This is a genomic window from Aeromonas sp. MdU4 (assembly GCF_041929505.1).
Lineage (GTDB): Bacteria > Pseudomonadota > Gammaproteobacteria > Enterobacterales > Aeromonadaceae > Aeromonas.
This window is the reverse complement of record NZ_JBHFMW010000032.1, coordinates 41,549-63,262: the sequence shown is the minus strand read 5'-3', so window position 1 is coordinate 63,262 and position 21,714 is coordinate 41,549. Positions and strand designations below refer to the sequence as shown.

The window sequence follows — 21,714 nt, the reverse complement described above, 5'->3', positions numbered from 1 at the left end:
CTCTCAGTTGATACTGGATTGAGGCTGGCTGCGCGACATGGTCAACCTGTTCAGCTGACCGGACTCTTGAACTATCGCGTGCTGGATTAATGAGGGGATATCGAGGATAAGCGCCACCTCGCCACCTCCCAGAATGGTGGAACCGCTGATCCCTTGCAGTCGCTGGAACAATTTTCCCAGAGGTTTAATGACGGTCTGGAATTCACCCAGCAGTTCATCGACCACCAGTCCTGATTTTTTGCCTGCATGGCTGACCACGACGATATTCTCACGACGCCCTTTACTGCCATTGGTATCGAAGTAGTGTTGCAGTCGGATAAAGGGCAACACCTCGCCACGTAAATTGATGTAATTGCGACCTTGAGTATCGGCCAGTGCACTCTGGGTCAATTCAACACACTCGATCACCATATCGAGTGGAATGACATAGTGGGTATCACAAACGCGCACCAGAAAACCGTCGATGATGGCGAGTGTAAGAGGCAGGCGGATCTGCACACGGGTCCCTTTTCCCGGAATGCTGTCGAGGTCGACCGTGCCACGCAGCGCGGTAATGTTGCGTTTGACCACATCCATACCGACGCCACGTCCCGACAGGTTGGTGATGGCCTCGGCGGTGGAGAACCCCGGTTCGAAGATCAGGTTGTAGATCTCCTGATCCGTCAGCGTGGTGGTGGCGCTGATCAGACCGCGCTCGATGGCTTTTTGCTGGATCCTGGTTTTGTTCAGTCCGGCTCCATCATCCCGGATTTCAATGACGATGCTGTTGGAGTCGTGATAGGCGTTGAGATTCAGGGTGCCACGGGGAGGTTTGCCTGCCAGCATGCGTTGCTCTGCCGATTCGATACCGTGATCCATCGAGTTTCTGACCAGATGCATCAGCGGATCGCCGATCTTCTCCACCACCGACTTGTCCAGTTCGGTCTCGGCTCCGGAGATCATCAGGGTTATATCCTTGTTCAGCTCCTGGCTGACATCACGTACCACCCGCTGGAATCGGTTGAAGGTATCGCCGATAGGCACCATTCGCAGGCGCAGCGCACTGTCACGGATCTCTTCCACCAGCATGGCGATAACTGAGGTGGCTTCCTGTAGCTGGCTCTCTCTAGTGCGTTGGGCCAGCAGATTGGCCCCTGAACTGGCGACAACCAGCTCCCCGACCAGATTGATCAGATCGTCCAGCTTGTCGGCATGTACCCTGACGTAACGACCCTCTTTAGTCTTGCTCTCCTTGGTCTGGTTCTGTTTTTTCAGGGCGGCATCGACCACGGCTTCGTTGACGGCTCCCTGCGCAATCAGGATCTCCCCGAGTTTGGGCGCTTGCTCAGCCGGGGTGGCTTGTTGTGCCTGCAGACCGTTGGCCAACTCCTCTGCGGTCAGTGCGCCGGTGTTGACCAGCAACTGGCCCAGCATGGCGTTGTCTTCCGGCAGCGACTCGATCAGGTTGATGAACTCGGCGATCTTGCTGTGGGGCGGCAAAATGGTGATCTGGCAGTCATCTCGGACAAATTCAAAGACATCGCTGATAGCCGCTTTGTCAGCTTGGGAGTCAAAGTCAATTTCGTAACCAAGGTAGCAATTTTCCGGATCGAATTGTTCCCAATCAGGTATCGACTGATGGATGGTCTCCAACGAGCAGATGGTTCCGAGTGTGCCGAGATAGCGCAGAAATGCAGCCGGATCCATGCCGTTGCGCAGTACATCCGGACCAAAACGCAGGGAGATATGCCACAAGGAGGCTGAGCTGGTAATTCCTCCCTCTTTCTCGATTTTTGGTTCAGGTGTATGCACCGTATCTGGCAGCGTGGCATGGGGGACGCACTGATGACGGGTGAGGGCGAACCTCAGCCGCTCGTCCTGGCTGGCATCGCCATCACTTAATGTGCTTCCCTGTTCTGCTACGACACTGATGAGAGTCTGGATGTGGTCACAGCTCTCTAGCAAATCCTTGATCAGGGAGGAAGTGACGGTGAGCTGTTGATTGCGGATTTGGTCGAGCAGATCCTCAACGATATGGGTAAACCCGACGATTGGTTGCAAGCCAAACAGTCCAGCCGAACCCTTGATCGTGTGGGCTGCACGAAAGATAGCGCCAATCAGTTCGCTATTGTCAGGATCCGCCTCCAGCGAGAGCAGGGCAGACTCCATTTCGTCGAGTAACTCACGCGCCTCGGCGATATAGGTTTGCAAAGCCTGATCAAGATCGATGCTCACGGTGACTCCTTGTCATGGTGGCTCAAGGCCGTTCGCCATGGGTGATAAGGGTGGGGTCGCCAAAGAAGGCAGAGAGTTGGCACAGCTCCAGCAACTCCAGTACGGCGTTGCTGTGCCAAACCAGAGAGAGGGAATAGCTCTGTTGCTGCGCGGTTTTCTTTGCTGCCAGCAGCAACTGCAGTCCGGCGCTGTCGATCTCGGTCACATTGGCCAGATTCAGCTCCAAATCGCATCCCTGATATAGCAGAGGCGAGAGGGCCTCCTTGAGCTCGCCTACTGTATAGATAGTGAGCTCATCGGGTAGGGTGACCACCGTTCTGTTGTCGAGCCGCTCACTCTGTAGTTGCATGATGGGCTCCGGATCACGGCATGATGAGCTTGGCAACGGCTGCCAGCATCTGCTCTGGCTGGAAGGGTTTAACCACCCAGGCTTTGGCTCCGGCTGCCTGCCCTTCCTGCTTCTTGCTGTCTTGCGACTCCGTGGTCAGCATGATCACGGGGGTAAATTTGTAACTGGCCAGCTTTTTGGCCTCTTTGACGAAGGTGATCCCATCCATGTTCGGCATGTTGACGTCGCTGATGATCAGGTTGATCTTCTTGCCGTCGAGTTTTTTGAGCGCATCTTTGCCATCAGAGGCTTCCATCACCTCGTAACCGGCCCCCTTTAGTGTCATGCCAACGACTTGGCGAATAGTTGCCGAGTCATCCACGATTAGGATCGTTTTGCCCATATCTCTCTCCTAGAAAAATGTGATGTCAGCGCTGCTCGCTTGCGCTTTGACAGGACGGGTCGTGCGACCATGGTGAATGTTGCGTTGCTCATCGGTGGCGTAAGAGAGCTCCATATCTGCCAGCCAGCGGTTTGCATCAATTTTTATCGGGCCGGTTGCATGGCTACTCTGCGTTGAGGTGAGCAGATGTTCGGATAGACCTTCCATGTTTTGCCGGACGTGGCTAAGGATCTGGCTGACCCGGTCCTGAAATTGCAGCGAGACAATAACGCTTGATATTTCCCGGTGGATATCGGTGCTCTCGCTTTGCAGCAGGGAGGCAGATTCCGCCAGGCTATCGGTGGCATTTCTAAAGCGAGTCAACACCTGTTCGATAGCCTGTTCGGAATCACGCGCTGACGCGTGATCCTTGGCTGCGGCTGATTCGGCAATCTGGAAGGCTCGTCCGATCCCTGCATTGATCGTCTCTACCTTGTCGGTCATCTTCTGGGCGGTTTCGCTGGAGAGGCGGGAGAGGTTGCGCACTTCATCAGCGACCACCGCAAAGCCACGACCTGCTTCCCCAGCCCGAGCCGCTTCAATGGCCGCGTTGAGTGCCAGCAGATTGGTCTGGGAGGCAATCTTGGCCACATCCATCGCCATGGTATTGAGTTCGATGGTGTAGGTAGTCAGGCTCTTGATTTCGGCCAGCATGGCATCCCGATTGGCTTGGGCCGAGTGCATGATGGAGACCACGTCATTGAGCTGTTGCTGGCTTTCGCTCAAGACGCCGGCCATACCGCGTGAATTGACCCCTCCCAGCTCCCCGGCGGCTTGATGGGAAGCGTTGACAGCCTCCTCCAGCTTGTTGGCCAGACCGCTGAATCGTTGGGTCAACTCAATCATTGCCGCTTCAGTCTGCTGGCGGGAATTTTCAATTTGTTTTGACCAGATGGGCAGCGCCTTTTCGCATACCTGCTCCAGACCGACGATGGAGCGGGAGACTGCATGGGGATCCAGGGTTGGGGCGTGGGTATTTTCAACCGGCAGTTGGTGTTGCTGCTGATGGCAGTGATGGGATGTCCAGATAGCTGCAGCAATGGATCCTGCTAGTGTAAGCAGTAGATAAAGAGGTGACAGGGCGCCAGCCAGTTGTAGCAGCAGAGTGCTCAGCAGACCAAGCCCGATGCAGCAAATCCAGCAAACCGGTTCCCAAAGCGGTGTGTTCACGCCACTTTTGTGTTGTGCCATACGTAGCTTATCCCTGTGCAAGTATCTGTTAAGAGGTCAAGGAGCGGGACTGTGAGAGTCATGGTGCCCCTTGAGGCTCTTTTCTTTATTTATAGTTGGCTCAGTAAGATTAGCGGAAAAAAATAAATTGGCTGTAAATCGGATTTGTTTGTATCAGGGAGAGGTGTTTCGGGGGAAGGGGCTGGACATGAGCAGAGCAAGGCTGGCAAGGAAGGGAGAGAAGGAGCCTGATGATTCAGGCTCCTGATAAGGATTAGGCCTCGTTGGCGTGGGCCTTTTGGCATCCTTCCACGGCGTGGGCGATCAGCTCCAGCGCACTTTTGTCGCAGGGGGGCAGCTCGGCATCGCACGGGTTGATGGGGGTGACGCGATCGCCCCATTTGATGATGGCAGCACCCCAGGTCAGGCCGGCACCGAAGGCGGCGGTCAACAGATAGGAGTTCGGTTTGACGCGGCCCTGCTCCAGCGCTTCGCACAGGGCGATGGGGACGGTAGCGGCAGAGGTGTTGCCGTAGTTTTCGATGTTGACCATAACCTTCTCCATCGGCGCATTCATCCGTTTGGCGAGGGTTTCGATGATGCGGATATTGGCCTGATGGGGGACGATCAGGTCAACCTGTTCCGGGGCGATACCGGCCTGCGCCAGTACTGTGCTGGTGGCTTCGCCCATGCCGCGTACGGCGCGCTTGAAGATCTCCGGCCCTTCAAAGTTGAAGGTGAACAGACCGTCGATATCGGCAAAACGCACCCGATCGGTACCGAAGTTCGGTACGTGCAGGATCTCGCGCGCTTCGCTGTCACAGCCGAGCTTGTTGGCAATCAGGCCGCACTCTTGTTCGCTCGCTTCGATCACTACGGCACCGGCACCATCGCCAAACAGTACGGCGGTATCGCGGCGTGCCCAGTCAAGCAGATAGGTGAGACGCTCGGCGCCGATCACCAGCACCTTCTTCATCATGCCGGTCTGTACCAGCGAGGTAGCGACCGAGAGGGAGTAGACGAAACCGGTGCAGGCTGCGTTGAGATCAAAGACCGCAGCGTTGACGGCTCCCAGCTTCTTCTGCACCGCAGAGGCGGCGTTTGGCAACAGGTTGTCCGGGGTGGCGGTCGCCAGAATGATGCCGTCGAGATCGCTCGCTTCGAGGCCTGCACAGGCCAGCGCGCGGCGCCCGGCCAGCGTGGCGAGATCCGAGGTGCTGACATGGGAGATCCGGCGGGCCTTGATGCCGGTTCGCGGATAGATCCACTCATCTGACGTATCCATGATGGTGCTGAGGTCGTCGTTGGTCAGCACTGAGGGGGGCAGGCATTTGCCCCAGCCGGTGATATTGGCGTATTTCATCTTGTTACCGCTTCTCAAAGTGGATCGCCCGCAGGCGGAAAATCGTGCAATTATGCCGCACGAGACCACCACTGTCATCTTGTGGTCATGGTTATCCGGCAGGCAAGAGTGGCAAAAATGCTGAAAATAGCGGGAAATTTTGCTTAAAACGGGGTTGCCATCTGCCCTAAAATAGAGATTTTCCCCTCGACGGAAGTATCCCCTTGCTCAAAGCCAATCTCAACTTGTTGCCCACCCTCAAGGTGCTGCTGGAGAGCCGCAACATCAGCCGTGCTGCTGAATTGCTGCACCTGAGTCAGCCCTCCATCAGCAAGCAGCTTGCCCAGCTACGCGGTGAGTTTGGTGACGAGTTGCTGGTGCGAGAAGGCCAGCGCTGGTTGCTGACGCCACGGGCCGAGGTGCTGGCTGCCCAGCTGGCAGATTCGCTGGACGCCCTGGAGCGGCTCTACGAGGCCCCCGGGTTTGATCCCGGCCGCTGCGAGCGGGTATTTCGGCTCGCCTCTTCAGATTATGTGGCCCAGCATATCCTGCCGGATATCTGTGCGGCACTGGCCAAAGAGGCACCGCAGGCAGCATTGGAGTACAGCATGTGGGACAAGCGCCAGTTGCCGCAGTTGTGGCAGTCAGATCTCGATCTGGTCTCAACCATTACTGAGGAGGTGCCGGATCAGATCCGCGGCCTGCATCAGGGGGAAGATCGGTTGGCGGTGTTAATGGGCAGCCATCACCCGCTGGCTGGCAACTCGCTCACTCTCGAAGATTATCTTGCTTGGCCCCATATACAGGTGAGCGGTGGCGGCGACAAGGACAGTCCGGTGGAGCAGGTGCTTGCGCCGCAGGGACTAAGTCGGCGTTGGTTTGCTCGCGTCCCCTTCTTTCAGGCCGCGGTGGAGGTGCTGCTGCGTACCGACTGCCTGATGACCATGCCGGCCCATATTGCCTGGCCGCTTTCATGTCGTCATTCGCTAGCCTTTAGTGATCTGCCTTTTCCTGCTCGCCCCCAGCAGTATCATCTGCTGTGGCATCAGCGTCACCATCAGGATCCGGCCCACCGCTGGTTTCGCGAGCTGGCCTATCCCTTCCTGCGCGATCACCTGCAACGTACAGTCGGCGCAAGCCATAAGCAGCTTGGTCAGGGGGTCTAGTGACAGTGGTTTGTATCATTGTATAGCCAATAGTTATGGAATCTATTCATAACTTTCATTACTGGCATGATTACATCCCCCTTACCCTGCTTGCTGATTATCAAATTGAGTACTTACAGAGAGGAAAATAATGGAGTTGACGAGTTGGTTGGCATTGGCTGCAATCTGCGTGATGGGGGCCATCAGCCCTGGGCCGAGTCTGGCGCTGATCATCCGTAACACGGTGCAAGGAGGGCAGGGGCACGGTGTGGCCACCGCGCTTGGCCACGGCATCGGGGTTGGTATTTACGCGCTAATCACGGCACTCGGCCTTTCCATCCTGATCACCCAGACCCCGCTGCTGTTTGACGTTATTCGCTACGGCGGCGCTGCATTTCTTGCTTTGCTCGGGATCAGGGCGTTGCTGGCCAAGCCTGCCAATGGTGAAGCGAGCGAAGAAGAGCACCAGTTACGCGGTCGGCAGGGAGCCTTTGAAGGCTTTATGGTTGCCTTCCTTAACCCTCAACTCGCCATCTTTTTTATCGCCCTGTTCAGCCAGTTTGTGCATGCTGATACAGGTTGGCACGAAGGGAGCATCATGATGTTCACTGCTGGCGGGATTGATATCGTTTGGTACGGGCTGGTGGCGCTGGTGCTCTCGCGTGGGCCGGTGCTGGCCTGGCTCAAGGCCAAATCCTTCGTGATCGACAAGGTTAGTGGCCTGGTGCTGCTTGGGCTGGCGCTCAAGGTCGTTCTCTAATCCTGCATTTTGTGGATATCTTAAGCGGGATCAAGGCAAGCAGGTGGCTAATGGGCTAGAGTAGCCGCCATTTGCTGTCCGCCCTGATCCCGAGACCATGCACCAGAACAAGCATTCCCTAAGCCACAACAATCGGTTGGAGCTGCTGGCTCCGGCCAAGAACCTCGCCTACGGCATCGAAGCCATCAACCATGGTGCCGATGCCGTCTACATGGGCGGCCCTGCTTTTGGCGCCCGCAGTGCGGCGGGCAACTCCCTCGAGGATATCGAAGCGCTGGCGCGCCACGCCCACCGTTTCGGTGCCCAAGTCTTTGTTGCCTTCAACACCTTGCTGCACGATCACGAGCTGGAGCAGGCCCAGCGGCTGACCCACCAAATCTATGAAGCGGGGGCCGATGCGCTGATCGTGCAGGATATGGGGCTGCTGGCGCTCGATCTCCCTCCCATCGCCCTTCATGCCAGTACCCAGACCGACAACCGCACGCCGGAGAAGGTGAAGTTTCTGCAGGATGTGGGCTTCTCTCAGGTGGTGCTGGCGCGCGAACTGTCGCTGGCGCAGATCCGCGAGATCAGTGCGGCGACCAATGTGCAACTGGAGTTTTTTATCCACGGCGCGCTCTGCGTTTCCTACAGCGGCCAGTGCAACATCAGCCATGCCCGTACCGGTCGCAGTGCCAACCGCGGTGAGTGTGCCCAGCTTTGCCGTCTGCCCTGCTCGCTGCAAAAACCGGATGGCGAAGTGCTGGTGGCCGACAGTCACCTGCTGTCTCTCAAGGATATGGATCAGACCGACAATCTGGAGGCGCTGATCGCCGCTGGTATTCGCTCCTTCAAGATTGAAGGGCGCCTCAAGGGGCTCGACTACGTCAAAAACGTCACTGCCTGGTATCGCCAGAAGCTGGACGCCATTCTCGATAGCCGCTCCGATCTGGTGGCTGCCTCGGCGGGTCGTTGCAGTTACAGTTTCACGCCTGACCCCAAGAAGAGCTTCAACCGTGGCAGCACCGATTACTTCCTCCATGGTCGACAGACGGGGATCGACTCCACCAAGAGCCCGAAATATGTGGGCGAACCGCTGGGGCGGGTCACCAGAGTCACCAAGGATGGCATCGAGATCGACGGCAAGCAGGTCACCCTCAACAATGGCGATGGTCTGGGTTTCTTCAAGCCGAATAATGAGCTGGTGGGGATGCGCCTCAACAAGGTCGAAGGTAAGCAGTTACTCCTGTCAGAACGCATGCCAGGTCTGAAGGTGGGGACAGAAATCTACCGCAACCACGATCAGGCATTCAGCAAGATGTTGGAGAAGGCGAGCGCCGATCGCCGCATCCGGGTCGATATGGTGCTTGCAGAGTGCGATGAGGGATTGCGCCTCACGCTCACCGATGAGCAGGGTATCAGCGCCGCGGTGACCCTGCCTTGCGACAAGCAGCCAGCCGACAACCCGGAGCGGGCGCTGCAACAGGCGCGGGATCAGCTCGGCAAACTCGGCAATACCCTGTTTGTGGCCCGCAAGGTTGAGTTGGCATTCACTCACCCGCTATTCATTGCAGCATCACAGCTTAACGGGCTGCGTCGGGACGGCATCGCCGCGCTGGAGGCGGCGCGCGTGGCCAACTATCAGCGCCCCGAGCGGCGCATTGCCCTGCGGGATATCAACTATCCCCAGCACCGTCTCTCCTACCTTGGCAATGTATTGAACAGCGCGGCCGAAAAGTTCTTCCATGAACACGGGGTTGAGCGCATTGCCCCCGCCTACGAGGCGAACAAGGAGGAGCGGGAAGTGGTGCTGATGATCACCAAGCACTGCATCCGCTACAGCCAGAACCTCTGCCCGAACGAGGTGCCCGGTCTCAAGGCCGAGCCGCTGGAGCTCAAGATGGGGAAAGACACCTTCCGCCTGCGCTTTGACTGCAACCGCTGCGAGATGCATGTGATGGGCAGTTTGAAGAAGTGATTGCCGGAGTGCGGCTTTGTTAACTCAGAGTTAGTTCGGAAGAAATGAAAAAGCCCCGGAGTTTCGCTCCGGGGCTTTGCTTTTGGCGATTACTGCTGGAACTGCTCAGCCTCTTCCCGGCTCGGAATGGAGCTTTGCGCCCCCATACGGCTGACCGAGATGGCACTGGCTCGGTGGGCAAAGAGCACGGCATCACGCAGAGATTTCCCTTCACTCAGCGCGACGGTTAATGCGCCATTGAAAGTATCGCCAGCGGCGGTCGTATCTTTGGCATCGACCCGGAAGCCCGCAATGATCTCTTTGATGCCATCGGCACTTTGCAGATAGGCCCCTTTCTCACCCAGGGTGATGATCACATTCTTCACCCCTTTTTGCTGCAACAGGGTCGCGGCTGCTTCTGCGCTGGCGTGATCAGTCACCTTGATACCGGTCAGGATCTCGGTTTCTGTCTCGTTGGGGGTGATAAGGTCTACATACGGGTAGGTCTCATCACTCAATGGCTTGGCCGGGGCCGGGTTGATAATCACATAGGTATTGGCCTGGTGTGCCTCTTTGGCCGCCAGCTCAACCCCATCAATCGGCGTTTCCAGCTGCATCAGCAGATAATCGGCCTGGCGCAGGCAATCGAGCTGCTCGGTAACAAACTCTTTGGTCAGCATGGCATTGGCGTTGGGGGCAACACTGATGCAGTTGCAGCCCTGCTCATCGACCATGATAAGTGCCAAGCCTGTTGCAATACCGTCCAGTTGAACCATTTTGCTGGTATCCATACCTGCTTGCTGATAATCCGCAATCAGCTGGTTGGCAAAATCATCTTTACCCAGGCAGGAGATAAAACTCAATTTGCCACCCAGGCGACTGACGGCGACTGCCTGGTTGGCACCTTTGCCGCCACGAGCGCTGAAAAATTCATAGCCGATGATGGTTTCACCTTTTTTTGGCAGGTGAGAGGATTTGTTGACCAGATCCTGATTGGTGCTACCCAGAACGACAATTTTATTATTCAACATGATGGATGTCCTGTATTAAATGCTATTTGCCGCGATGATAAGAGCGATGCCAAGAATATAGAAGGCAAACATAGCGTTGATGAGTTTATTGGTTCCTGCCGGTGCGCTGGCAAATTCACGCCAGACAAAGACACCCCAAATAACGGCGATCATGGTGGCACCCTGACCGAGGCCGTAGGAAATAGCGTAGCCAGCCGGGCCTGAAGCCAAAATGCTGAAGCTCATGCCAATACTCCAGATAACGCCACCCAGAATACCGACCGCGTGCTCTTTGACAGTCCCTTTGAAGTAATCGCTACCATTAATGACCGGGCCAGAGATAGGCTTCTTCATCATGATGGTATTCCAGACAAAACTGGAGAGGAGTACACCAACGGCGAAGAAGACCAGCGCGGAATACGGAGTGAGCAAACCGGCTGCTGGTGCAGAGAAATCAACGGCCATAGAGGCTGCGACGAAACGATAGAACCAGCCCATGATCACACCGGCGATAATGGCAGTGATCAAACCGCGCAGTTTGGCGCTCTGCTGTTGCTTGAGGCGACCATATGCGATGGCGGTCAGAATAATGGCAACAGTGACGCAGGCAACGCCGATAAAGAGTACAGAAGGTTCACCTACCGGCACCGCCAGATAGTTGACGATAACACCAAGCACCAGAGCCAGGCCTACCCCAACCGGGAATGCAACTGCCATCCCCGCCAGTGCGATAGCCGCAACCAGCAGAATGTTACCCAAGTTGAAGATGATACCGCCCAGCATAGCCAAGCCAAAGTTTTGCCAATCAGCTTGCTGTAAATCGGCTATGAAATGACGACCTTCATCACCGGAAGAGCCTAATGTGAAGGCCAGCAGCAAGGTGAACAACAGGATGCCGATAGAATAATCCCAATAATATAACTGGAACGGCCACTTTTTTTCATCGACCAGCTTGGTGGTATTAGCCCAAGAGCCCCAGCATATCATGGTGATAATACACATGATAATAGCAATGGAATACGAGTGAATAACTAGCATGAACACCTCTGTCAGGAATAGTAAAAATAAATAGCTTGGGTTTTAATACCGGCTATGTTTTATTGTTGTTACAGTTGATTTCTCATTAACCTGGCTTTAACTAATGAAATGTCTGGCATATTCGATGCCCCACGCCGCTCAACTTTCAACGAAGCGAACGCATTGGCAAAAATCAGTGCATCTTCTATTGATTTGCCATTTGCGATAGAGGCAGCGAGTGAGCCATTAAAAGAGTCACCAGCCCCACTGCTATCAATGACTGCTGCTTTATGGGCAGCTAAATGGATATGACGGCAGCCATTGAAATAGTGACAGCCTTTATCACCCAGAGTGATGATGACATGTTTCACCCCCATGCTATAGATCGTTTCTGCAGCCTGTTTCGCCGACTCATTATCTTTGATAACCAGTCCGGACAAGTCAGACGCTTCAATCTCATTGGGTGTAATAATGTCAACAAATGGCAAAATTTTCTTTACGTAATCATTGTATGGTGTCGGGTTTAGAATAGTAGTTGCACCACATTTTTTGGCATACGTGATAGCCAGTGACATAATGTCGAAATTGTTTTCCAGCTGTGTTAAAAAAACACGGCAATCGCGAATAGCGTCGAGATCATGAATGATATCGTCCACTGTAATATGGCTGTTAGCACCCAGGTTTATGGCAATTTTATTTTCACCCGATGGTTGTGATACCAGAATAATGGCATTGCCCGTGGGGTGTTCAGCATCTTCAAGAATGTTCAGTGAAGCGATATTGGCATTGGCAAGATAACTTTTTGCTCTATCAGCAAATAGATCCTGACCCACTTTAATCGTCAGATGAACATGATCATTGATTTTCGCTGCTGCAATTGCCTGGTTGGCTCCTTTACCACCGCCATAATATTTGGTCGAGTGCGCCAGTACACTTTCACCCACTTTGGGGAATTCGTTGACCTCCAATACGATGTCAATATTGAACGAACCCAGGATGTAAATATCAGGTGATCGGAGATCACCATCTTTGACGATAGATTCACTCCGCGCTCTGGTGAGGGGCGGGGTTTCCAGCAAAGTTGATATATTGTCTATCGAGGTTGATTCAAAATATATATTGTCATCATGTTGGATTAATCTTGCGCCACCATAGAACATTTCACAGAGATGCTTGTCGGCCAATGCCTGCAGGTCATTGCGAATGGTTCTTTCAGTTACTGAAAAAATGCCAGCCAACGCTTTCACACTGACTTCTTTGTCCAGTATCAGGCGTGTTTTGATCAGGCGTTGTCGGTCATTTTTATTCATTAAGGATGGTTTCGCCAGAAGCTATACAGTTGCTATGTCATGTCAGCATAATACTAATCGAGAGGGGGATAAAAATGAATGGTAATCACACTTGATTATCCAGAACGGAAAGGGAATTTCCATTTTCGTTGTTGCGCTTTTGTATTTTTATGATGATTGCGTGTTGTGTTGTTGCCGGGAGGTAGCTGTAGTTATGCAGATCATATCAATTGGCGTGGCAAGGGGTTCGCAGCACTACTGATGCTAAGGGAATAGTCTGGCTGGTGAGGGTTGTGCATCAGCGGCATTGCCGTAGTCGCCTCTCACAATGGTATGCCCAATATGAAAGTAAGGGAGTGGATCTTGCTCTGATATTGTTTGTTTTGTTAATTAAGGTGGCTAGTCGCAAGTGTTAGTCATTTTTTAGTCGTATTTAAGCTGCGATGGGGAAAATAGCTCATTTATGCCATTTTGCTCACATGAATATGCTTATTTTATGGGTAAAATACCTCTGCTGGCATTAACAATAAACACAACATAAAGTGAGAACACAACTCATGAAAACTCCAATGAAAACGACCCTTACACTGACCTCGGTGGCAGTGTTGTTATTGCTTTCCGGTTGTAATTCGAATTCAAATGGCGAGCAAACAATCGATAGCAAATCGGTTGCAACAACCAGTAACGGTGCTCCTGGTGATGTCAATCTGCGTCTTATCGAGACCTCCGATATCCACTCCAACCTGCTTGGCTTCGACTATTACCAGAATAAGGTCGATCACTCCCTTGGTCTCTCCCGTACCGCGCTGCTGATCCACAAGGCCCGCGAAGAAAACGCCAACAACCTGTTGATCGATAACGGTGACCTGATCCAGGGCACACCGCTCTCTGACTATGTTTTTGCCCAATACAAGGGTGATACCAGTTATCTGAAAAAGCTGGGTCACCCCGCCATCAATGCCCTTAACCTGCTGAAATATGATGTCGCTAACCTGGGTAACCACGAGTTCAACTATGGCCTCGACTATCTGGCGGATGCCGAGGGTGGGGCCAATTACCCGGTATTGAATGCCAACGTGTTTGATGCCCGTGACTTCAAGCTTGATAGCAATGGCAAGGTTGACTGGAAGGCGATGCCCAACCGTTTCAGGCCCTATGTGCTGCTCGATCGCCAAGTGAAGGATGTTAACGGTAATGTCCAGACCATCAAAGTGGGCGTGATGGGGGTTAACCCGCCCCAGATCATGCAGTGGGATCGCCGCAATCTGGAAGGCAAGGTCGTGGTAGCGGATATGGTCGAGGCCGCGGAGCACTACATTCCGGAGATGCGCGCCAAGGGGGCGGATCTGGTGGTGATCGTTGCTCACTCCGGCATTACGGGGACGCCGCAAGAGCCGTTCATGGAGAACGCAGCGCTTTATCTGGCGCAGGTGAAAGGTCTTGACGCCCTGCTGCTGGGCCATGCCCACAAGGCCTTCCCGGGTGAGTATCCGGACATCCCGTTAGTGAATAATAAAGAAGGCAAGATTGCCGGTGTGCCTGCCGTCATGCCGGGGGTTGCCGGTAACCATCTCGGGGTGATTGATCTCAAGCTGACCCATAAGGATGGACGCTGGCAGGTGGCTTCCAGCCACTCTGAACTGCGCAAAGTCGACAAGAGCATGGATGTGCCGGGGGATCGCCAGATCGAGGATTTGATCCAGACTACCCACGATGCGACCAACACCTGGCTGGATGTGCCTATCAGCTCGCTTGCTGCGCCGATTTACAGCTTCTTCTCTGCGGTGCGCGATGACGCCTCCTTGCAGGTCGTGAGTGATGCCCAGAAGTGGCACATCGATCAGGTGAAGGAAGACTGCCTGAAGGCTAACGGGGTGGGTTGTACTCTCAAAGAAGATCTGCCGGTGCTGTCGGCGGTGGCCCCATTCCGCGGTGGTCGCAACGGCCCCAATGACTTCACCTGGGTGAAGGCGGGTGATATCTCCCTGCGCAACGTCTCCGATCTCTATGTTTTCCCCAACACCCTGCAGGTAGTCAAGGTCAACGGCGAGACCGTGCAAGAGTGGCTGGAGAAGAGCGCTTGCCAATACAGCCAGATTGTTGCGGATACCAGCAAAGAGCAGTGGTTGTTGGTCGATGATTTCCGTCCCTATAACCTGGATGCGATCAAAGGGGTGCAGTACAAGATTGATATCACCCAACCTGCCCGTTACAACCAGGATGGTAAGAAGATCAACGACAGCCACCGGATCATTGGGCTGACCTATCAGGGCAAGCCGATCGATCCGAATCAGAACTTCTATGTGGTCACCAATAACTACCGTGGCAGCGGTGGTGGCAACTTCCCGGGTGTCGACAGCAAGGTCGTCGTCCATGAAGACCCCATGGAGACCCGTGAAGTCATTACCGCCTACGTCAAAGAGATGGCCAAAACCCATCCGGCAGGGTTTGAGCAAAAGTTTGATAACAACTGGAGCCTGAAGCCGTTGCCGGCCGGGGTCAAGGTCTATACCTACTCCTCGACCAACCCGGAAGCTGAAAAACTGGCGGGCAGTGAGCTGAAGCGAGTGGAAGGGGTTGTGCCCAAGGATCCCAAGCTGATGAACCACGCATTCTACCAGCTGGCAACTCAGTAATAGCCACAGCGGGCATCACGTTTTAGTGGTGTCCAACTGTGCTGACAGAATAATGATGCCCTCGTTCTGAGGGCATCATTTTTATTTCAACAGGCTGTTGGCTACCCATTGCCGACCGCATGGCTTGCAATGACCTCCTTTCCGCTTATTTCCAGCTCCAGCAACGCCTTTTTAATTTCCAATCCCCCCGCATAACCGGTCAGACTGCCATTTTGGCCGATCACCCGATGACAGGGGACGATGATCGAGAGCGGATTGCGGCCGTTCGCCGCGCCCACCGCCCGCACCGCATCGGGTTTGCCGATAGCACGGGCAATATCTTTGTAGCTGCGGGTTTCGCCGTAGGGGATGTCGCACAACGCTTGCCACACTGCCTGCTGAAACGCGGTGCCATGGGCGGCAAGGGGCAGGGAAAAATGCTGCAAGCGACCGGCAAAATAGGCCGCAAATTCGACCAGATAAGAGGCCAGCGCCTTGCCATCTTGTTGCCAGCCGCCCATATCGGGTAGCGCCCGCAGGCCTGCCACGAAGTTCACATGAACCAGGCCATGCTCGTTGATGGCAACCAGCAGATCACCGCAGTGGGTGGGCAGGATATCGTAACGGATCATGGGGTTATCTCCTGTTGTTCGTTGTCAGTCTGTACGTCATTGCTGGCTGGGTCTGTCAGCAGCGCGGGCGTTTCACTCATGGCATGCCATAGCCAGCTGGCGGCGTAGGCGCGCCACGGCTGCCATGTTGCGCTTTGCGTCAACACCTCCTGCACCGGCAGCTTGCTGCCGCCCCCCAGCGCCTTTTGCAGTACCAGATCGGATGCGGGGAAGGCATCGGTATCGAGCCCGCAGCGCAGCCGCCAGTAAGCGACCGTCCAGGGACCTATGCCAGGTAGTGCCAGAAGTTGTTCGTCGCTCGCCGTGGTCAGGGTGATTTCGCCGCAGGCCAGTGCCTGTGCCACGCCCCGCAGGGTGCGAATACGGCTGCCGGGCATGCCGATGCCGTCGAGATTGAGTTTGCACAACTGGGCGGGGGTAGGTAGTTGCGCCACCCCGAATTGCGCCTCGGTGCGCGCCACCAGTCGCCCGAGTATGGTGATGGCCCCCTTGACCGAGACCTGTTGGCCGACAATGGCACGCAGCATCACCTCGTACTCATCCCAGCCACCCGGTAGCCGCACGCCGGGCCAGCGCGCCTGCAAACGGCCGAGCAGCGGATCCTGGCCAAGGTGATCACCGATCCGCTGCATGTCGGCATCGAGATCCCACATCCGGCGCACCCGATAGAGCAGATCCGGCAGCGCGGCGAGCGGCAGATCATGGACGGTGAGCTGCAGGCTGTGCCCCTTGCCCTGCGAGATGCGCACCAGTGCAACCTGATCGCCGACCAGATAGCGCCGCTCATACACCGCGTCATCCACCCGTTCCAGTCGCGGGATCGCCCGCAGCCGGTAGAACGCCAGCATGGCCGCCACGTTATAAGGGGGGCGATAGGGTAGTTGCAGGGTCAGGGTTGCGCCGCGATCTTTAGCAGTTGGGTTGTCCGTCGGTTCGGCGTCCCCCTCCTGCTGGCGCAAGGTGCGCGGGGCCAGCCCGTAGGCATTGAGCCAGGCATCGTTGAAGCGACGGATGCTGGCAAATCCAGCGGCAAACGCGATATCGGTGATGGGGAGCCGGGTTTCGGTCAGCAGCCGTTTCGCCAGCAACAGGCGGCGCGTCTGCTCTACCTGTTTTGGCGAGGCGCCAAGGTGCTGCTCGAACTGGCGGCGCAGCGTGCGTTCGCTGATGCCTGCCTCTGCGGCCAGTTCGGCGAGCGTGCCGTCAGCCAGCTCGCCGCGATCGATACGCGCCAGCAGACGTGCCAGTTCAGCAGGCAGATCACCGCGGGCGGCAGGGGCCAGCTCCGGCCGACAGCGCAGACAGGGGCGCAGGCCATACTGTTCGGCAGCCGCTGCGCTTTGGAAGTAGCGCACATTATGTTCGTGGGGTGCCCGTGCCGGACAGACCGGTCGGCAATAGATGCAGGTTGATAGCACGCCGGTATAGAAGCGGCCATCGAAGCGGGCATCTCGGGCGAGCCGTGCAGCATGGCACTGCTCACGGCTGAGGGCGTTGATCTGGTGATCCTGTTGTTGGTCGCTGCCTTGCTGCGATGTCATGGCATGGGTCTCTTGATGGTGGGTACCGAGTGCTCGCGGATGCGGTACAAAGGCGATGAGTGAGAGACTAAGCAGGATCGCGGGGGATGACTAGCCAGAAACGGACAGGGATAGCAATTAAGTTGGCGTGGAGTGTGCGCTGAAAAAGGTGAAGGTGGTGCGCAACTGTGCGAAGGTGGTGGAGCCTTTATCACCGAGGATTGCACTATGCCAGGCCCCGCTCGTGCCGGTGCCCTGATCTATGCCAAGGATCCGGGCCTGCTGACCCATTTTTACCGCACCCTGCTGCAGATGGAGATCTGTAGCCAGAGTGAGCAACTGATCGTGTTGGAGAACGGCGATATCCAGCTGCTGGTACACGCTATCCCTGAACCCTATGCTCGCCAGGTCGTTATCAACAGCCCGCCACAACTGCGTGAGCAGGGAGCCATCAAGCTGTTCTTTACGGTCCCCAGCCTCGCCTGGGCGGAGGCGAAAGCGGCGGATCTCGGCGGCGGTTTGCTGCCGCAGCAGTGGTCAGGCCCCGGCTTCGTGGTGCGCAATGCCTTTGATCCGGAAGGCAATATCCTGCAACTGCGCGAGTTTCTGAGTGCGCCGGATCCGCTGTGACTCCACCGCTGATACTGACATCGTGCTAAGGGTCTACAGAGCAGCAAAGTGGAATAAAAACGGGGCCCTGTAGTGGTCAACTAAAAAGGGCCCCGTCTTGTTTTACCCGTATTGCACTGATCACTTCAGATAACGCTGTTCCAGATGCTGGCGCAGCCAGTGCGGGTTGAGCGCTTCGCCGGTGGCGCGGCTGATCAGCTCATCCGTGCTGTAGCGGCTACCCTGTGACCAGATGTGGCGACCGAGCCAGTCGAAGATCTCCGGCAGGCGGCCCGCGGCGATCACTTCACCCATGCTGCCGAGCTCTTTCTCCAGCGCAAAACGCAGTTGTGCGGCGTACATGGCGCCGAGGGTGTAGCTCGGGAAGTAGCCGAACGAGCCGTCGGTCCAATGAATATCCTGCATGCAGCCATTGCGGTAGTTGCCCTGGGTGGAGAGCCCGAGCCACTGCTGCATCTTGGCATCCCACAACTCGGGGATGTCGGCCACCTCGATACGCCCTTCCACCAGATCGCGCTCCATCTCGTAGCGCAGGATGATGTGGGCCGGATAGGTCACCTCGTCGGCATCGACCCGGATAAAGCCGGGTTTGACCCGGCTGTAGAGTTTGGCCAGATTGTCCGGCGCCAAGGCCTCTTGCTCGCCGAAATGGTGGCGAATACGCGGTGCCAGCAGACTGAGGAAGGCGGGATGATGGCCCAGCTGCATCTCGCAAAACAGGCTCTGGCTCTCGTGGATTGCCATGGAGCGGGCCTCGGCAACCGGCTGACCGAGCAGCTGGCGCGGCAGTCCCTGCTCATAACGGGCGTGACCGGTTTCGTGCACTATGCCCATCAGGCTGGAGACAAACTCCTGCTCGTTGTAGCGGGTGGTGATCCGCACATCGGTCGGCACGCCGCCACAGAACGGGTGACTGCTCACATCGAGGCGGCCGTGGGCGAAATCAAAGCCGAGCAGCCCCATCACCTCCTGACCCAGCGCCTGCTGTGTAGGGATAGGGAAGGGGCCTTGCGGGAGCAGCAATGCATGGCTCTTCTGTTGCTCGCTCACGGTCTGGATCAGGCTCGGCAACCAGCTGGCCAGATCGCCGAAGATCTGATCCAGCCGTGCGCTGGTCATGCCCGGCTCATAGAGCGCCAGCATGGCGTCGTAGGGGCGCACGCCAAGCGCATCGGCTCGCAGCTGCGCCACGTCACGGGAGAGTGTCACCACCTCTTCGAGATTGGGGGCAAAACCGGCCCAGTCGTTGTTCTTGCGCTGGCTGCGCCAGGCGTGTTCACACTTGCTGCCTGCGAGTGACAGTGCTTCCACCAGTTCACCGGGCAGCAGGCTGGCATCTTGCCATTGCCGTTTGATCTCGCGGAGGTTGGCGCGCTGAACCTCATCGAGTTGCTCGCTCTCGGCCTTGGCAATCCAGTCGCCAAGCTCGGGGGCGGTGCGCTTGTGGTGGATCAGCAGACCGAGTTCGGCCATCGCCTCGGCACGGGCTTCGTTGCCCCCCTCCGGCATCATGGCGGCTTGATCCCAACCGCAGATGGCGGCGAGGTGGCTAAAGCGGTGGATTTGCTGCTGATGTTGTTCAAGCTTTTGATATGACATGGGATTTTCCTTGTTATCGTCCCTGATGGTATACACCCCGTACCTGGCATGATCGGGGCCGACTGATGCTAACACTGCCGCTGTGCGTTTTGCCACCGTCGTCAATGGGTTCATTCTGGCTATCTGGCTGCAATCGGCCCACGGTCGCTCAGCCGAGCCGTTTCTGGTGCCGTTCGCGGTTTTCTGCTTTTTTGCGCTCGCTCTTGCGCAGCAGTACGTAGAGGGCGCCGCTGCCGCCGTGGCGACGCTCGGCGCTGTGGATCGCCATGACGGCAGGCAGTTGCGGCAACCAGGCGCTGACATAGCTTTTCAGCAGGGCGCGCGGGGTGCTGCGCTCCCCCTTGCCATGCAGGATCAGCAGGCAGCGGATATCCCGAACCTCGCAATCCTGAATAAACTGCACCAGCGTCTGGCGTGCTTCGTTGAGGGTTTTCTGATGCAGATCCAGGCTCGCTTGCAGCTCATATTTGCCGAGCCGCAGCTTCTTGTAGACCCCCTCCTGCACCCCATCGCGCTTGAAGCCGACGATCTCGTGCGGATCGCGCATCTCGATCGCCTCCATGGTGAGGTGGTCGAGGGCGAGCTGCTCGGCGGTGGCAGCCTGACGGCGGGCAAGCTGTGCGTCGGTCGGGGCGGACTTGGTCGCTTGGGGATGGATGTTGTCGCTGCGAATGGGCCGCACGTCGGCCACTTCATTCATAAATAGCGAGAGTTCGTCGTTATGAGACACGGCAGGCTCCCCATAAGAAAAAGTGGGGGCCATTATAGCGGCCGTAACGGGCCCGGAAAACCGGGCAACCAGAAGGTTGCCGTCTGAGCTGCGCAATGGGGACTTCTTGGTCAATTTGCCCGCCGCAAGGCCTCTGGGGCTTGCGCGTCACACCAAATCAGGAAGGTGACCATCCCTTGTGATCAGCCGATCGGCTTGCAGGGCTTGCCGTTAGCCTCAAGGGGCCGCTCATAGCCTGCATGGGTCGCTATAAATTTAATTTATAGGTTTTTGGTAAACGACCTCATTTTAACTTATGCAGTGCCAAATCCCTGTCCCGGCGCTCCCTTTGGCCATTATCTGCCATCACAGGCATCTGCCCGATCTCGACGTGCGTGATCGGCAACGCCGCACCGCGCTTGGCTCATATGCAGAGTTGCTACAGGGTCGCAGCTTACTTGTTGGCTCGGATCGCGGGTGGCTGGGTCGGCGTGGTCAGAGGGGTGATCCGCCACCCCTGCTGCTCCAGCAGCGCCAGTAGCCCCTGTTCGCCGTAAAGGTGCAGGGCTCCGACCACGATAAAGCTCTCGTTGGGCAGGGTGGACCATTTTTTCAGCCAGTTGTGGTTGCGCTCGGCCAGCAGGGTCTGCTCCATCCAGCTCTGTAGCGGACGTGGGGCCATCTCCTCCTTGAGCAGGTTGACAAGGGTGGCCTCATCCCCATGTTGCCATGCCTTCAGCACGGCGGCGAAGCCGGTATCCAGCATCGGCAGCTCATCCAGGGTGCTGGCGAGCATCAGGGTCTGGTTGTCGCCCACGCTGGCGAGGTAACCGAGTTGCTCCAGCAGGGTTTCGAACCCCACTACCGGTTTGCCCTCTTTGGCGGCCAGTGTGGCAAAGTGCTGATCGATTCCAAGCTCGCTCTTGAAGTCGGAGCGGGCCATGGCGGCCTGAGTCAGGGTAATGGCGGCAAACCAGGGTCGCAGCGGGGCGAGGGTTGTTTCATCAAGGCCATAACGGGTCCCGGCCATCAGGGTGCGCTGATAGAGCTCGGCAGGCAGATATTGGTTGAGTGTTTTGCCATCCACCAGCCGGGTGAGGGAACCCATCTCTTGCCACTGCTCAGGGGTGATGCGGTTCATATCCACCTCCATCACCAGTGCTCGGCTCTGCAGCCAGGCCCGCTCGACCGGTTCTGGCAGCGGATAGAGGGCGGGTTTACCCGCATGGATGGAGCCCAGCAACCAGTGTTGCTGGTTGCCCTTGCTCACCCGATAGAAGGCGGGATCGGCAAAGGCGCTCAGCGGCAGCAGCAGGCAGAACAGGAAGGCAAACAGGGAGCGCTGAAATTTCATGG

At 56.5% G+C, this 21,714-nt stretch carries 18 protein-coding genes; 5 read left to right on the top strand and 13 right to left on the bottom strand.

What is annotated here, in order from left to right; genetic code table 11:
• Window positions 1–3: 3 nt before the first annotated feature.
• The 5 genes from ACE1BR_RS19355 to ACE1BR_RS19335 all read right to left on the bottom strand — a co-directional run bounded on the left by ACE1BR_RS19355 (window position 4) and on the right by ACE1BR_RS19335 (window position 5,517).
• Entirely contained in the window at window positions 4–2,214 is a 2,211-nt protein-coding gene (locus ACE1BR_RS19355) for a chemotaxis protein CheA (protein ID WP_374873149.1), read from the bottom strand.
• Window positions 2,215–2,236: 22 nt separating this feature from the next.
• On the bottom strand, window positions 2,237–2,563 hold the full coding sequence (locus ACE1BR_RS19350; RefSeq protein ID WP_374873147.1) for an STAS domain-containing protein: 327 nt from the start codon (window positions 2,561–2,563) through the stop codon (window positions 2,237–2,239).
• A gap of 13 nt (window positions 2,564–2,576) precedes the next feature.
• On the bottom strand, window positions 2,577–2,945 hold the full coding sequence (locus ACE1BR_RS19345) for a response regulator (protein ID WP_042018146.1): 369 nt from the start codon (window positions 2,943–2,945) through the stop codon (window positions 2,577–2,579).
• A 9-nt stretch (window positions 2,946–2,954) separates the two neighbouring features.
• Entirely contained in the window at window positions 2,955–4,175 is a 1,221-nt protein-coding gene (locus ACE1BR_RS19340) for a methyl-accepting chemotaxis protein (protein WP_374873145.1), read from the bottom strand.
• Window positions 4,176–4,428: 253 nt separating this feature from the next.
• Window positions 4,429–5,517: a ketoacyl-ACP synthase III gene (locus ACE1BR_RS19335; RefSeq protein ID WP_374873143.1), complete on the bottom strand. Its 1,089-nt coding sequence runs from the start codon at window positions 5,515–5,517 to the stop codon at window positions 4,429–4,431.
• Between the two features lie 203 nt (window positions 5,518–5,720).
• Here ACE1BR_RS19335 and ACE1BR_RS19330 point away from each other — a divergent pair, with 203 nt between their 5' ends.
• From ACE1BR_RS19330 to ACE1BR_RS19320, 3 genes are all read left to right on the top strand, one after another.
• The gene (locus ACE1BR_RS19330) at window positions 5,721–6,662 is read left to right on the top strand and encodes a LysR family transcriptional regulator (RefSeq protein ID WP_374873141.1); all 942 of its coding nucleotides are present in this window, start codon (window positions 5,721–5,723) and stop codon (window positions 6,660–6,662) included.
• 130 nt (window positions 6,663–6,792) lie between these two features.
• Complete coding sequence (locus ACE1BR_RS19325; protein ID WP_374873139.1) at window positions 6,793–7,401, top strand: LysE family translocator; 609 nt, start codon at window positions 6,793–6,795, stop codon at window positions 7,399–7,401.
• A gap of 97 nt (window positions 7,402–7,498) precedes the next feature.
• Window positions 7,499–9,358 (top strand): U32 family peptidase, encoded by a 1,860-nt coding sequence (locus ACE1BR_RS19320; RefSeq protein ID WP_374873137.1) that lies wholly within the window; start codon window positions 7,499–7,501, stop codon window positions 9,356–9,358.
• An 89-nt stretch (window positions 9,359–9,447) separates the two neighbouring features.
• Here ACE1BR_RS19320 and rbsK read toward each other — a convergent pair whose 3' ends face one another.
• The 3 genes from rbsK to ACE1BR_RS19305 all read right to left on the bottom strand — a co-directional run bounded on the left by rbsK (window position 9,448) and on the right by ACE1BR_RS19305 (window position 12,674).
• The gene (gene rbsK / locus ACE1BR_RS19315; RefSeq protein ID WP_374873135.1) at window positions 9,448–10,368 is read right to left on the bottom strand and encodes a ribokinase; all 921 of its coding nucleotides are present in this window, start codon (window positions 10,366–10,368) and stop codon (window positions 9,448–9,450) included.
• A 15-nt stretch (window positions 10,369–10,383) separates the two neighbouring features.
• Window positions 10,384–11,385 carry a GRP family sugar transporter gene (locus tag ACE1BR_RS19310; RefSeq protein WP_374873133.1) on the bottom strand — a complete coding sequence of 334 codons (1,002 nt, stop codon included), beginning with the start codon at window positions 11,383–11,385 and terminating at the stop codon, window positions 10,384–10,386.
• A gap of 68 nt (window positions 11,386–11,453) precedes the next feature.
• A complete protein-coding gene (locus ACE1BR_RS19305) occupies window positions 11,454–12,674 on the bottom strand; it encodes a PfkB family carbohydrate kinase (protein WP_374873131.1) in 1,221 nt (406 codons plus the stop codon).
• A 548-nt stretch (window positions 12,675–13,222) separates the two neighbouring features.
• Between ACE1BR_RS19305 and ACE1BR_RS19300 the strand changes: the two genes are divergently transcribed.
• Window positions 13,223–15,289, top strand: coding sequence for a bifunctional 2',3'-cyclic-nucleotide 2'-phosphodiesterase/3'-nucleotidase (locus ACE1BR_RS19300; protein ID WP_374873129.1), 2,067 nt, complete (start codon window positions 13,223–13,225; stop codon window positions 15,287–15,289).
• Window positions 15,290–15,390: 101 nt separating this feature from the next.
• Here ACE1BR_RS19300 and ACE1BR_RS19295 read toward each other — a convergent pair whose 3' ends face one another.
• Both ACE1BR_RS19295 and ACE1BR_RS19290 read right to left on the bottom strand, forming a co-directional pair.
• On the bottom strand, window positions 15,391–15,900 hold the full coding sequence (locus tag ACE1BR_RS19295; RefSeq protein ID WP_374873127.1) for a methylated-DNA--[protein]-cysteine S-methyltransferase: 510 nt from the start codon (window positions 15,898–15,900) through the stop codon (window positions 15,391–15,393).
• Window positions 15,897–17,441 carry an AlkA N-terminal domain-containing protein gene (locus tag ACE1BR_RS19290; protein WP_374873125.1) on the bottom strand — a complete coding sequence of 515 codons (1,545 nt, stop codon included), beginning with the start codon at window positions 17,439–17,441 and terminating at the stop codon, window positions 15,897–15,899. Before ACE1BR_RS19290 ends, ACE1BR_RS19295 begins: the two co-directional genes overlap by 4 nt.
• 207 nt (window positions 17,442–17,648) lie before the next feature.
• Between ACE1BR_RS19290 and ACE1BR_RS19285 the strand changes: the two genes are divergently transcribed.
• Window positions 17,649–18,050 (top strand): VOC family protein, encoded by a 402-nt coding sequence (locus ACE1BR_RS19285; RefSeq protein WP_374873123.1) that lies wholly within the window; start codon window positions 17,649–17,651, stop codon window positions 18,048–18,050.
• A gap of 120 nt (window positions 18,051–18,170) precedes the next feature.
• Here ACE1BR_RS19285 and ACE1BR_RS19280 read toward each other — a convergent pair whose 3' ends face one another.
• The 3 genes from ACE1BR_RS19280 to ACE1BR_RS19270 all read right to left on the bottom strand — a co-directional run bounded on the left by ACE1BR_RS19280 (window position 18,171) and on the right by ACE1BR_RS19270 (window position 21,712).
• Entirely contained in the window at window positions 18,171–19,649 is a 1,479-nt protein-coding gene (locus ACE1BR_RS19280) for a carboxypeptidase M32 (RefSeq protein WP_374873121.1), read from the bottom strand.
• A 148-nt stretch (window positions 19,650–19,797) separates the two neighbouring features.
• Window positions 19,798–20,379, bottom strand: a complete 582-nt coding sequence (gene smrA, locus ACE1BR_RS19275) for a DNA endonuclease SmrA (protein WP_374873119.1) — start codon at window positions 20,377–20,379, stop codon at window positions 19,798–19,800.
• Between the two features lie 433 nt (window positions 20,380–20,812).
• The gene (locus ACE1BR_RS19270; protein ID WP_374873117.1) at window positions 20,813–21,712 is read right to left on the bottom strand and encodes a TraB/GumN family protein; all 900 of its coding nucleotides are present in this window, start codon (window positions 21,710–21,712) and stop codon (window positions 20,813–20,815) included.
• Between the last annotated feature and the right edge of the window lie 2 nt (window positions 21,713–21,714).